We start from the raw sequence: 12,468 nt of genomic DNA on the forward strand, positions 1-12,468 counted from the left end.
ATTCCGCCAGCCTGTTGCAGCACGATCTCCCCAACGGCGTTAGAATGCCCGCCTGATTTCGCCCACCGGATACCCGCGCCTTGCTGATCGAGTCCCGCCGCCGCGCCTACCTGTCCGCCATGCAAGTGGTGCATTGGCTGCCGCGCGCCGAACTGCCGTTCGCCGCGCCGTCGCGGCCAGAGCTGCTGTTGCCGGTGGCCCCGGTCGACGAGGTCGACTTCGAGGTGCGTCCGGCCGCTCCTGCAGCTGCGCCGAGCGCCACCCCGGCAGCCCCTCAGGCGCGTGCCGAGCGGCCGAAGATCGAGATCCCGCGCCCGGGCAGCGCGCCGAAAGTCGCCGCCAAGCCGGTCGAGGTCGAGGCAGAGCCTCCCGCGCCGCGCCCGGCGCCTGTGCCACCACCACGCTTCGCCCTGCAGTTGCTGCGTGCCGGCGACTGTCTGCTGCTGGTGGAACTGGCCACCGGCCAGCCGTTCCAGAGCCGCGACCCGTCCTACCTGCTGCTCAAGGACATGCTGCGCGCCGCCGGCCTGCCGGACGCCCCGCAGATCATTGGCGAGCCGGTGCGTTGGCCGCTACTGATGCGCGGCAACATGGACCAGGGGCCGGATGCCGCCCGGGACTTCGTCCAGGGCTTTATCGCCGCGCGCCTGGAAGAGGCGCCGTGCGCCTGCCTATGGCTGATCGGCCTGCCGGCCATTCGCTTTGCCGGCCAGGCCGACGCCGAAGCCTACTACCAAGAACTCAAGGTCGACCTGCTCGGCGATGCCTGGGCCTTGCCCGGCCTTGAACTGTTGATGGACGAGCCGCAGCGCAAGGCGGACGTCTGGAAAGCCATGCGCCAGCTGATGGCGCGCTGGAAACGCGTTGAATGAGTGACTCGATCAGTTTCCGCCCGGCGACCGAGGCGGATCTGGATACCCTGCTGAAGATCGAATATGCCGCCTTCAGCCATCCCTGGACCCGCGGCATCTTCCAGGATGCGCTGAAGTCCTACGAAGTGTGGCTGATGTTCGACGGCCAGCAGCAGGTCGGCCATGGCGTGATCAACGTGATCATCGATGAGGCGCACCTGCTCAACATCACCGTAAAGCCGGAGAACCAGGGCTGTGGCCTCGGCCTGCGCCTGCTTGAGCACTTGATGGCCCGGGCCTACCAGCTCAATGGCCGGGAGTGTTTCCTGGAAGTGCGTGCCAGCAACCAGTCGGCGTATCGCCTGTACGAGCGCTATGGCTTCAATGAAGTCGGCCGGCGCCGTGACTACTACCCGATGGCGGGCGGGCGGGAAGATGCGCTGGTGATGGCCTGTACGTTGCTGGAAGACTGATTTCGCACGCTGTCTTGTGTTGGGGCCGCTACGCGCCCATCGCTGGCAAGCCAGCTCCCACAGCGTGAAGGCGGCGCGGTCGGGGTGGGAGCCGGCTTGCCGGCGATAGGGCCGCATCGCGGCCCCTTGTGCAAGTAACTCAGATCTCTGGGTGCTGCACTTCGACCGGTTTACGCAGGTCGCGCAAGCTGCGCGTCACCGTTCCGGTATTGCACTTGGCTGCCGCCTGCTCCGGGGTCATCTCGCGGATGGTGCGGTAGAACAGTTCGCAGGTCTGCTTCTTCTGGGTTACCTGCCACTTGCTGGTGCAGGCTTCCAGGGTGAGCTTGGCATCAGCCTGCGGGTTGCGCCCGATGCCGGCCTGCCAGCAGGCGGCGGAGAGGTCCTGGCCCATCATCTTCAGGCCCGCGGCGTCGGCCTTGTCCTGGTCGCCGTCGTAGCTTTTCGGGTCGGCGGCGTACCAGATCGCGCTCGGGTGGTTGGCGCCGAGCACGGGCACCTTGGCGCTGTTGGGCTCGGGGCTGATGCTCACCAGGCCGAGCACGTTGACCTTCGGCCCATACTGCTGCTGGATCCAGGCCCGTACCGGCGCGCCGAACGCGACCATCGGCAAGGCGCCTTTGCCGTCGTGGGTCAGGGCCACTTCCTTGACCATGCGCACCTGGTAGTCGTTGAAGTAGCTGTAGACCCCTTCCAGGTCCTTGCCGGCGCTGGCCGGCGCGGCGATCGGGGCGATGTCGACGATGGTCTGGTAGGCCGGGGTCTGGGTCGCCTCGACACCATTGAAGGTCAGAAGCTGCGCCCAACGGTCGGTGGTGTTGGACTTCAGGTAGTCCTGGTAGCGGGTCAGCGAGTAGTCCGGCGGGAAGTGCAGCAGCTCGATGCTGCGGCGGTTCTCCAGGGCCATGCCCAGGGGCAGGAACAGGTACCAGCTGTAGTCCCAGCCGCCTTTCTGGTTGAGGCGGGTGGCGCCCTGGTAGGCCAGCTCGCCGCTGTCGAGCAGCTTGCGCAAGGGTTCGGCGTAGCTCGCCGGTACGTCGCTGATGCTGGCGTGCAGCTTGTCGTTGTCGCGGTGTACCGTGACCTTGGCATTGGCATAGCCGTCGCGCTGCACGCTCTGGGTGAGGTAGTGCTCGACGGTCTGTTCGAGTGTCCAGTCGCGGTAGCAGATCACGTTGCAGTTGTTGGGGTAGGCGAACAGCCGGGTGACCCGCTGGGCATCGCCCAGGTCGATCTGCGCGTCGGCCATGGCCAGGCCGCTGAAGGCGAGGGCGGCCAGGCCCGATACAGCAATCTTGTGCATGCTTAACTCCTTGTCAGTGGCCGCCAGGACGGCGGACCGCCCATGGTGGATGAAGAGGTGGGGGAATGAAAAGCGCCAGGATATGGCTATTGGCTAGCGCGCTGATCGGGCTGGGTGCGGTGCAGGCCGATGAACGCGATGTGTGGATGTTCGCCCAGTGGGCCGGGGATCACGAGAACCGCAGGTTTCGTGAAATGCTGGTGGACGCCCGGCTGTATGGCGTGGTGCCGATCCATCAGTTGCTGCGTTCGGCCTCGGATTGGCGCCTGTGCAAGGCTTCACCCTTTGCGGTGCCGCCGGCGAGCCACTGGCCGGCGGTGCGTTCGACCCTGGCATTGATCAAGACCCTCGACCAGCAGGGCATCCTGCGTCAGTTCGAAGTGGTGTCGGCCTACCGTGATCCCCGTCTCAATGCCTGTGCCGGCGGTGCGCCGAGCAGTGCGCACATGCGCGCCTTCGCCGTCGACCTGCTGCTGCCACCCTGGGCCGACCCGAACCCGCTGTGCCGCTTCTGGCAGCAGCACGGCCAGGCCTGGAACATGGGGCTTGGCCGTTACCCCTCGGGGCGTATCCATATCGACACGGCCGGTTATCGCACCTGGGGCGGTGACGGCGGGGCCGGGTCGTCGTTCTGCAGCAAGCCCAGGTGAGCCAGGCAGGCCCGGCACTCGTCGCCGACCCACTGCGCGAAGCGCTGGCGCTTGCTGCCGTCGTCCAGCGGCTGCGGGCTGAGCAGGTGGTAGCCGGAGCCATCGCGCAGGAAGCTGTACGGCGCCTGTAGCTGGCCATTGTCCAGTTCGTCGCGAACCATCAGCGCCGAGGCGATGGCCAGCCCCATGCCCGCGCTGGCGGCCTGGATCGACAAGTAGAAGTGCTCGAAGTCGCTGCGCGCCGTGTGCCGGATGCCTTGGCCGCTCAGGCGTAGCCAGGTGGCCCAGGCATCGGGGCGGGTGGCGCTGTGCAGCAGGCGTTGGCCCTTGAGGTCTGGCCTTGCGACCGGGCCGATCCACTCATCGCAGATCTTCAGGCTGTGCAGCTGGCGATCCCAATGGAAGTCATCGCGGCGCAGTGCCAGGTCGATGCGGCCACGGGCGAAGTCCACCGGCCCGCCGGCCGCCACCAGGTGCAGCTGCAGGTCGGGGTGTGCGGCGTGAAAGCGCGGCAGGCGCGGGATCAGCCAGCGCATGGCGATGGTCGGCTCGCAGGAGACCACCAGTACGTTGTCTTCAGGCTGCTGTTGCAGGCGCTGCACGGCGCCCTCCAATTGCTCGAAGATCGACTGGGTGGTGCTGTGCAGCTCGCGACCGGCGGGGGTGAGAAAGATTGCCCGGTTGCGCCGTTCGAACAGTGCCACGCCGAGGCTTTCCTCGAGCAGGCGCACCTGGCGGCTGACGGCGCCGTGGGTGACATGCAGATGCTCGGCGGCGCGTACGAAGCTTTCAGTGCGGGCGGCGATGTCGAAGTAGCGAAAGGCGGTGAGGGGAGGCAGTTTCATGTTCTGGCCTGTTCTGGCCCCGTCGCTCGATAAAGATGTGTGAGTAAAAATAGCAGATAAGGCTGACGATAAATCGATTTTTAGCTGTAGCTGGCACCAGGATAATTCGATCTTCCGTGAATTTTCATCGAGGATCGCTGTTTGTGAACGAACTCATCGCCGTTGCCCTTTTCACTATCCTGGCCGTCATCAGTCCTGGTGCCGACTTCGCCATGGTCACCCGCAGCAGTTATGCGCAAGGCCGCAAAGCTGGCCTTGCTGCCGCGGCAGGCATCGCCCTGGGCGTGCAAGTGCATGTGCTGTACACCGTGCTCGGCATTGCCGTGATCATCAGCCAGAGCCCCACCCTGTTCCTGGCCATGAAGGTGGTAGGGGCGGGCTACTTGGTGTACCTGGGCTACAAGTCGCTGACCAACACCACGCGCATCCGTCTCGACGATCTGGCGCCTAGCGCGTCCAGCGTGGCGAGCGCGTTGCGCACGGGCTTTCTGACCAATGCGCTGAATCCCAAGACCATGCTGTTCGTGGTCAGCGCCTATACCCAGGTAGTGCGGCCGGGCAGCCCGCTGGCGCTGGACTTCGCCTATGGCGCGTTCATGTCGTTTGCCCATTGGGTGTGGTTCAGCCTGGTGGCGGTGTTCTTTTCCAGTGCGCGATTGCGTGCGGCGATGATCGAGCGCCAGCGCACGGTTGACCGGGTAATCGGGGTGGCTTTGATCGGCCTGGGGCTGGCCGTGGTGGTGGCGGGAGTGAAGTAACGTTTTCGCGGGCAAAGAAAAAGGGCTTATCTTTCGATAAGCCCTTTTAGAAGGTGGTGGCTACACAGGGACTTGAACCCCGGACCCCAGCATTATGAATGCTATGCTCTAACCAACTGAGCTATGTAGCCAACTTGGCGCGCATTATTAGCTCGAATCGCGATCCTGTCAACAACGTTTTCAAAAAAATTTTCCAACCTTTCAAAAGCTTAGCCGGGAAGGGCGCCTCAGCGCACGATCAGCCAGTGGCCGAGCAGGTCGTGCAGGCGCAATTGCTGATCGGCGGCCAGGCGCTCGAGGCTCTGCGCCGGGTGGTCGAGGTCGAAATCGCCGCTGACCCGCTGATAGGTCGCTTGTTCGTTCATCATCCAGACACGCTGGCCACGATAGTCGGCCAGGCGCTCCAATACTTCGCCCAACGGCAAATTCCGGGCCTTCAACTGACCGTTGCGCCAGGCGTCGACCAGTTTGGTGTCGATCTTCTCGACGGAATTAATGCGCGATTCACTGAACGTCACCCGTTCGCCGGCATTCACCAGGCGCTGGTCGCCACCCTGCAGGACTGCGGCCTTGCCGTTGAGCACCACCAGTTCGTCATGGTCGGCATGGCGGGCGATCTGCAGGCGGGTGCCGAACACTTGGATCCGGGTGTCATCGACCTGCACCTCCATGGCCCGGCCATCGAGCATCACCTCCAGGTAGATCTGGCCCTGCACCAGATGCAGTTGGCGGGTGCGGCCACGCAGGTCGACATTCATCGCGCTGGCGCTGTCCAGGTGCAGGGTCGAGCCGTCGGCCAGGCGCACGCTACGGCGTTCGCCGCTGTCGGTGTGCAGTTCGCTGCCCAGCCGTTGCATCAGCGGCCAGTAGATCCAGGCCAGTGCTGCCACCAGTACAAGGAACAGCAGCGCCAGGCACAGCCCGGCACGGCTGTGCCGCACCTTGGCGACCCGTGGTCGTGGTCGGGCCGCCGGGACCTGCAACTGCTGCCAGTAAGCTTCGAGCTGAGCATAGGCCCTGGCGTTGAGCGGGTCCTGGCACCAGTTGGCGAACGCCTGGCGCAACGCTTCGTCGCAACCGGGCTGGCGCAGGCGGGAGAACCAGTCCAGGGCTTCCTGCTCAGGGTCGGGCTGAGGTTGCAGGGCGGGCATCGGGCTCATGGGGCGGGCTACTCGCAAGGGCGGGCGGTTTCGCCCAGCGTTCAAGGAGGAAGATGGTCTGGGATGCTAAATATATTGAGAACCATTTACAAGTACGTTGCGTCGGGTGCTCCACTGGGAAATAAAAAGGTAGCTTCGTATCTATTTGTTTCACGATAATCGGATCCCAACCCGCGGACGGATACCAGTCATGGCCATCAGCAGCACCCCGACTTCCAGCGCCAGCAGCCCGGCAAGCACGGCGACGCCGCTGGTGATGAGCATCATTGGTTTCTGCGCTCTGGCGCACTTGATCAACGACTTGATCCAGGCGGTGCTGCCGGCGATCTACCCGATGCTCAAGGCCAACTACGACCTGAGCTTCGCCCAGATCGGCCTGATCACCCTGACCTTCCAGATCACCGCTTCGTTGTTGCAGCCTTGGGTGGGGTTCTTCACCGACAAGCGGCCCATGCCGAACCTGTTGCCGCTGGGCACCCTGTGTACCCTGGTGGGCATCGTGATGCTGGCCTTCGTCGGCAGCTTCCCGATGATCCTGCTGGCCTCGGCACTGGTGGGCATCGGCTCCTCGACCTTCCACCCGGAGACCTCGCGCATTGCCCGGCTGGCTTCGGGCGGGCGCTTCGGCCTGGCCCAGTCGAGCTTCCAGGTCGGCGGTAACGCCGGCTCCGCCCTTGGCCCGTTGTTGGCGGCGGCAATCGTCATTCCCTTCGGCCAGACCCACGTGGCCTGGTTCGGTGTGGCCGGGCTGTTCTTCTTTGCCGTGACCCTGATGCTGCGCCGCTGGTACAAGGAACACCTGAACCAGGCCAAGGCACGCAAGGCAGTGCAGGCCACCCATGGCATCTCGCGCCAGCGGGTGATCATGGCCTTGGTGGTGCTGGGCCTGCTGGTGTTTTCCAAGTACTTCTACATGGCCAGCTTCACCAGCTACTTCACCTTCTACCTGATCGAGAAGTTCCAGCTGTCGGTGGCCAGTTCACAGCTGCACCTGTTCCTGTTCCTCGGCGCGGTGGCGGCGGGCACCTTCTTTGGCGGGCCCATCGGTGACCGCATCGGGCGCAAGGCGGTGATCTGGTTCTCGATCCTCGGCGTGGCACCGTTCACCCTGGCGCTGCCCTATGCCGACCTGTTCTGGACCACCGTGCTCAGCGTGGTGATCGGCTTCGTCCTGGCTTCGGCGTTCTCGGCCATCGTGGTGTATGCCCAGGAGCTGGTGCCGGGCAATGTGGGGATGATCGCCGGGATCTTCTTCGGGCTGATGTTCGGGTTTGGCGGGATCGGCGCGGCGCTGCTGGGGTATGTGGCTGACCTGCGTGGGATCGAGTATGTGTATGGGGTTTGCTCGTTCCTGCCGTTGTTTGGGTTGTTGGCGGTGTTTTTGCCGTCTACTGGCAAGTAATGACGGGTTTGGACTCAGATAGGCCTCTCTGTGGAGAGGCCTAATGTTTTTCAGATTTCACTTCTGATGTTGCTCAAGGTGTCTCGGGGCTGGCTGTCTTGTAATGCGTCAAGGCGTGTGATAGTTGCTGTAATTTTTTCTTTTAAAGGTGAGATCTTTTTTATTAAGTAATTGGAGTAGTTTGCATTATCTTTGGGCGTGTTGGATTTTGCCGCTATTTTAAGAAGTTCTAGTTTGCTTTCGCGGTTTTTTAGCTTTGCTTCCCGGTTGTCCAGTTTTTGGATGAGTTGCTTGTCTTTTTTTGTGATGCCTACATAATTTTCCCAGCCTGGGTAGTAATATAGCGTGCTGTGCTCGGCTATGGTTTTGCTCGCAACAGCATCATTGAATGATATTTTGGTAGTCTTCCCTATACTGAAGTCGTAGTTTTTAGGTGTTGGCCTAAGTATTCCTTTAGAGGGTTTCTCTGGTGAGTGGCCTGAGGAATCAAGTAAGTTTATGGGGTCTCCTAAGCAGTAGGCATAGCTGTTGATTCCACCATCGTCAAAAGGGCTGACACTGTCGGGAGAGCCGAACCGCATAATTGTGGAGTAGTATGCCCGATAGCCATCGCCGAGTAAGTAGTAGCCTGATGGGGCACGAGCCTCGCCATTGAATCCCAACAGGGATAGCATTCGATTGCTGGCTTGATCATATCCAAATGCGCAAAAACTTAGTTGTTGGATACCCTGTGGTTTCTGTAGTAAAAGGGGTGTGCCTTGCACATCGGTTCCCAGTAGAGTTGTTTGTTCAGAGTTGTTTGGCATGGCGGCGGCCTGAAAGGGTTTATAAGGGCTTGACATTGTGCTGTCTGGAGTGATTTGGCAACTGTCACAAATATCAGGTGACTGTTTCGATCTTGCGTAATGATGGGTTTCAAACTGGCAGCTTCGCTGCTTGACCATGGGCTTATGAGCCGCTGCGGTGATGATCAGATTGACGCCTCAGCGCTCCCTGGCCTAGAGTGCCGCCTCCTCAACTCCTGCGTAGCCGATGCAATGCGCCGTACCCGTAGTCTTCGCCCACACCGCCAGCCTGTCGCCCCGACAGCGCGCCGCGCGTGGCCGAGTGACACGGTGCTCAAGCGTCGACGCAGCGTCTTGTTCGCCTTCACCTTCTCGCCACACCTTGCCCTGAACTGATCCGCGCCCCTGCGTAGCGCGCCTTCCCGGCGTGACGGTGGGCGTCTGCGTTCGAACATCTTTCAGCGGATTTTCCAGTCGGCCAGGGCCAGAGCCCCTGCGCGCCGGCTTGCAAGGAGTGGTACATGAACATGCGTTTGCTGGCGGGCCTGTTGTTCGCCGTGTCGGTGGTCGGTTTCAGCCTCGGGGCGAGCCTGCCGCTGGTGTCGTTGCGCCTGCACGAGGCGGGGGCGGGGACGCTGGAGATCGGCATCATCTCGGCGATCCCGGCGGCCGGCATGATGCTCTCGGCGTTCATGGTCGACGCCTGCTGCCGGCACCTGACCCGGCGCGTCATCTACTTGCTGAGCTTCAGCCTATGCACCTTGAGCATCGCCTTGCTTGAGTGGGCCTTCGACTCGATGCTGTGGCTGGCGCTGCTGCGCCTTGGGCTGGGCATCGGCATGGGCATCGCGATCATCCTCGGCGAGTCGTGGGTCAACGAACTGTGCCCGGAGCACAACCGCGGCAAGATCATGGCGCTGTATGCCACCAGCTTCACCGGCTTCCAGGTACTCGGCCCGGCGCTGCTCGCATTGCTGGGCGCCAACAGCCCATGGCTGACCGGCGTGGTCACCTTCTGCTATGGCCTGGCCTTGCTGTGCATCCTGTTCACCGTGCCCAACGATCATGTCGAGCATGAGGAAGACGCCAAGAGCTTCGGCCTGGCCGGTTTCTTCCGTGTCGCCCCGGCCTTGTGCGTGGCGGTGCTGTTCTTCTCGTTCTTCGATGCCGTGGTGCTGTCGCTGCTGCCGGTATACGCCACCAGCCATGGTTTCGCCGTGGGCGTGGCGGCGCTGATGGTGACCGTGGTGTTCGCCGGCGACATGCTCTTCCAGCTGCCGTTGGGCTGGCTCGCCGACCGGGTCGAGCGCACCGGGCTGCACCTGGTATGCGGGTTGGTGGCAATGATGATCGGCATCGCCTTGCCCTGGCTGCTGCAGATGACCTGGCTGCTATGGCCGCTGCTGGTGGTGCTCGGCGCGGTGGCGGGGGGCATCTATACCTTGGCGCTGGTACTGATCGGGCAGCGCTTCAAAGGCCAGGACCTGGTCACGGCGAACGCCAGCGTCGGCTTGCTGTGGGGCGTCGGCAGCCTGGTCGGGCCGCTGGTCAGCGGCGCGGCGATGGACGTGGCGCCCCATGGCCTGCCCATGGCGCTGGCGCTGATGGCGGGGCTGTTCGTGTGCTTCGCCCGCCAGGCCTATCGCCGGGCAGGCAAGCTTCAGGCTGTAGCGGACTGACCCCCAGCCATCGAACGGCAGGTCAGAACGATCCGCGCAAGGTCACCGACACATTGCGCGGATCGCCCCAGTAGTACCCGGTCGGCGTCGGCGCCACCTGGCGGTAGTACTTCTTGTCGAACAGGTTGTTGGCGTTCAACTGCAACGAATAGTTGTCGTTGAAGCGGTAGTTCACCATCGCGTTGTACACCGCATACCCCGACTGCGAAGCTTCGGCTGTGCCGCTGCGGTTGTAGATGGCGCTCTGCGCCTGCACGCCGCCGCCCACGGTCCAGGCCTGCAGCTCGCCCGGCAGGCGATAGCTGGTGAACAGGCGCAGCATGCGCTTGGGGTCGGTGGTGCGGATCGGGTTGCCGTTGTTGCCGGTGGTGTCCTTGAGGTATTCGGTGGTGTTGTAGGTGTAGCCGCCGGTCACGTTCCAGCCCGGCAGCACTTCGCCGGAAATCTCCAGCTCGAAGCCCTGGCTGCGGTTCTTGCCCGCGGCGACCTTGCAATAGCCGCTGGTGTAGTTGGGCAGGCACGGGTTCGGCCCGCTGAGGTCGTCCAGTGCGTTGCCGACCTGGTAGATGCGGAAGAACGCCAGCGAGGTGTTCAGCCGGCCCTCGTAGAACTCGCCCTTGATCCCGGTCTCGTAGGCTTCGCCGGTGACCGGCTCGAGCACGGAGCCGGCGGCATCGGTGTTGGTCTGCGGGTTGAAGATCTCGGTGTAGCTGGCGTAGGTGCTGAAGTTGTCGTTGAGGTCGTAGATCAGCGCGGCGTAGGGCACGATCTCGTTGTCGACGCTGAACTTGCCGTTGGCCTTGGTGTTGTTTTCCTGCTCGTAGTCGTACCAGTTGGCGCGGGCGCCGATGATCGCGGTGAGCGGATCGGCCAGGGAGATGCGCCAAGTGGCGTAGGCGCCTTCCTGGGTGGTGCGGGTGCGCACCGGGTGGGCGGTGATGTTGATGCTCGGGTTGGCCAGACTTGTCTTCGGGTCCCAGGTGCGGATGTCGAACACGCCCGATTGCACATTGTTGGTGGCCGAGGCGTAGGAGTCGTTGCGGATGCGCTCGACGCCCAGCATCAGCTCGTGGCTGCGGCCCAGCAGGTCGAACGGGCCGTTGAGGGTGGCGCTGAGGTTGTTCTGCAGGCTCTCGCCGCCATCGCCTTCGGTTACCTGGTAGCTCATCAGGTAAGGGTTGCGGGTCGGGTTGGCGGTGCCGGTGGCACGGCTGAAGTAGGTCTGCTTGAAGCCGTTGTCATCCAGCTCGAAGTGGGTGCGCTGGGCCATCAGCTTGAGCGTCCAGTCGTTGTCGAAACGATGCTCGAGCTCGGCGAAGGTCTGCAGGTTGCTGCGGTTCCAGCGGTTCCAGTCGGCGCCCAGGTAGGTGCTGCGGCCGAACGGCAGTGGCGAGCCGTCGTAGTCGGCCGGCAGGTTGCCCCAGGCGCCGGTGGCGTCGAGCTGGGTCCACTCGAGGCCAGTGGTCAGGGTGGTGCTGTCGTCGAGATCGAAGGCCATGACCCCGTACAGCACATCCTTGCGCTCCTGGCGCGATTGCTGGAAGTGGTCCTTCTCGTCATGCACCGCGATCACCCGGCCACGCACGTTGCCAGTCTCGGTCAAGGGGCCGGAAAGGTCGGCGACGTAGCGCTGGGCATCCCAGGTGCCGAGGGTGACGCTGCCTTCGCCCTGAAATTCATAGGTGGGGCGCTTGCGCACCAGGTTGACGGTGCCGGAGGGGTTGCCGGCGCCGCGCAGCATGCCGGTGGCGCCGCGCAGGATCTCGGCGCGGTCGAGGATCGCCGAATCGCTCTGGATGAACGAACCACCGCCGCTGCTCTGCACCACGGTGGCGCCGTCGTACTGGATGGCGTCGATCTGGTAGCCGCGCGAGTAGTACTGCACCCGCTCACTGTCGGTCAGGTTGACCACCACGCCTGGGGTCTGCTCGAGCAGGTTGGTGAGGTTGGTGATGTTCTGGTCGTCGATGCGCTGGCGGGTGACCACGGTCACCGATTGCGGCGTGTGGCGGATGCTCTGTGGCGTCTTGCCGATGGTGACCGCCCCGGTGGTGTAGGAGCCGCTGTGCTCGGTGGTCTCGCCCAGGCGGTTGCTGGAGATGCTGGTGGCGCCCAGTTGCAGGGCATCGCCCACCTCCAGGGCGGGTATCAGCAGGAAGCTCTTTTCGCTTTCCTGCTGGACCTGCACATCGCTGCCCTGCAGCAGGATCTGCAACGCCTGCGCACTGTCATGGCGGCCCTGCACGCCTTGAGTGGTCTTGCCCTGCAGGCTGCCGGCGTCGTACGACAGGTTCAGCCCGCCCTGGCGCGCCAGCTGGTCCAGCGCGGCGGCCAACGGGCCGGCGGGGATGTTCCAGTCGCGCTGCTGGCTCTGGCTGGCGGGCGCGGCGACGGCGACTGGCGGCAGCACGCCTGCGCAGGCCATGCCCAGGCCGAGGGCGGCAGCGTGGATGGCATGGCGCAGGGTGGCGTTGCGAGGGGAACACGGGCGAATCATGAAGCGCTCCTGAAGGTTGTCAGACCACTGTTCGGGCTTGTTTTCCTTCAGGCCGGACGAGAATG

Annotated in this window: 11 protein-coding genes and 1 tRNA gene; 6 read left to right on the forward strand and 6 right to left on the reverse strand. The window is 63.5% G+C overall.

What is annotated here, in order from left to right; translation table 11 throughout:
• The first annotated feature begins 80 nt into the window (after nucleotides 1-80).
• A complete protein-coding gene (locus KSS90_RS04175; RefSeq protein WP_217868326.1) occupies nucleotides 81-872 on the forward strand; it encodes an energy transducer TonB in 792 nt (263 codons plus the stop codon).
• The gene (gene rimI / locus KSS90_RS04180; RefSeq protein ID WP_046857177.1) at nucleotides 869-1,324 is read left to right on the forward strand and encodes a ribosomal protein S18-alanine N-acetyltransferase; all 456 of its coding nucleotides are present in this window, start codon (nucleotides 869-871) and stop codon (nucleotides 1,322-1,324) included. Before KSS90_RS04175 ends, rimI begins: the two co-directional genes overlap by 4 nt.
• A 139-nt stretch (nucleotides 1,325-1,463) precedes the next feature.
• Here rimI and KSS90_RS04185 read toward each other — a convergent pair whose 3' ends face one another.
• Nucleotides 1,464-2,627, reverse strand: coding sequence for a hypothetical protein (locus KSS90_RS04185; RefSeq protein ID WP_217868327.1), 1,164 nt, complete (start codon nucleotides 2,625-2,627; stop codon nucleotides 1,464-1,466).
• 65 nt (nucleotides 2,628-2,692) lie between these two features.
• Between KSS90_RS04185 and KSS90_RS04190 the strand changes: the two genes are divergently transcribed.
• Nucleotides 2,693-3,277 carry a D-Ala-D-Ala carboxypeptidase family metallohydrolase gene (locus KSS90_RS04190; RefSeq protein ID WP_217868328.1) on the forward strand — a complete coding sequence of 195 codons (585 nt, stop codon included), beginning with the start codon at nucleotides 2,693-2,695 and terminating at the stop codon, nucleotides 3,275-3,277.
• On the opposite strand, the gene KSS90_RS04195 is transcribed toward KSS90_RS04190, so the two are convergent.
• Nucleotides 3,217-4,122: a LysR substrate-binding domain-containing protein gene (locus KSS90_RS04195; RefSeq protein ID WP_217868329.1), complete on the reverse strand. Its 906-nt coding sequence runs from the start codon at nucleotides 4,120-4,122 to the stop codon at nucleotides 3,217-3,219. The genes KSS90_RS04190 and KSS90_RS04195 overlap by 61 nt on opposite strands.
• Nucleotides 4,123-4,265: 143 nt before the next feature.
• Between KSS90_RS04195 and KSS90_RS04200 the strand changes: the two genes are divergently transcribed.
• Nucleotides 4,266-4,880 (forward strand): LysE family translocator, encoded by a 615-nt coding sequence (locus tag KSS90_RS04200; protein WP_217868330.1) that lies wholly within the window; start codon nucleotides 4,266-4,268, stop codon nucleotides 4,878-4,880.
• A gap of 54 nt (nucleotides 4,881-4,934) precedes the next feature.
• Here KSS90_RS04200 and KSS90_RS04205 read toward each other — a convergent pair.
• Both KSS90_RS04205 and KSS90_RS04210 read right to left on the reverse strand, forming a co-directional pair.
• Nucleotides 4,935-5,011 (reverse strand) — tRNA-Met (locus KSS90_RS04205).
• A 96-nt stretch (nucleotides 5,012-5,107) separates the two neighbouring features.
• Nucleotides 5,108-6,031, reverse strand: coding sequence for a FecR family protein (locus KSS90_RS04210; RefSeq protein WP_217869734.1), 924 nt, complete (start codon nucleotides 6,029-6,031; stop codon nucleotides 5,108-5,110).
• Between the two features lie 199 nt (nucleotides 6,032-6,230).
• Here KSS90_RS04210 and KSS90_RS04215 point away from each other — a divergent pair, with 199 nt between their 5' ends.
• Nucleotides 6,231-7,442 carry an MFS transporter gene (locus tag KSS90_RS04215; protein WP_217868331.1) on the forward strand — a complete coding sequence of 404 codons (1,212 nt, stop codon included), beginning with the start codon at nucleotides 6,231-6,233 and terminating at the stop codon, nucleotides 7,440-7,442.
• Between the two features lie 50 nt (nucleotides 7,443-7,492).
• Here KSS90_RS04215 and KSS90_RS04220 read toward each other — a convergent pair whose 3' ends face one another.
• Nucleotides 7,493-8,284: an RHS repeat-associated core domain-containing protein gene (locus KSS90_RS04220; RefSeq protein WP_225933133.1), complete on the reverse strand. Its 792-nt coding sequence runs from the start codon at nucleotides 8,282-8,284 to the stop codon at nucleotides 7,493-7,495.
• 464 nt (nucleotides 8,285-8,748) lie between these two features.
• On the opposite strand from KSS90_RS04220, the gene KSS90_RS04225 reads away from it, so the two are divergent.
• On the forward strand, nucleotides 8,749-9,906 hold the full coding sequence (locus tag KSS90_RS04225; protein WP_217868333.1) for an MFS transporter: 1,158 nt from the start codon (nucleotides 8,749-8,751) through the stop codon (nucleotides 9,904-9,906).
• Nucleotides 9,907-9,928: 22 nt separating this feature from the next.
• On the opposite strand, the gene KSS90_RS04230 is transcribed toward KSS90_RS04225, so the two are convergent.
• On the reverse strand, nucleotides 9,929-12,403 hold the full coding sequence (locus KSS90_RS04230; RefSeq protein WP_217868334.1) for a TonB-dependent siderophore receptor: 2,475 nt from the start codon (nucleotides 12,401-12,403) through the stop codon (nucleotides 9,929-9,931).
• Between the last annotated feature and the right edge of the window lie 65 nt (nucleotides 12,404-12,468).

The organism is Pseudomonas maumuensis, assembly GCF_019139675.1.
Lineage (GTDB): Bacteria > Pseudomonadota > Gammaproteobacteria > Pseudomonadales > Pseudomonadaceae > Aquipseudomonas > Aquipseudomonas maumuensis.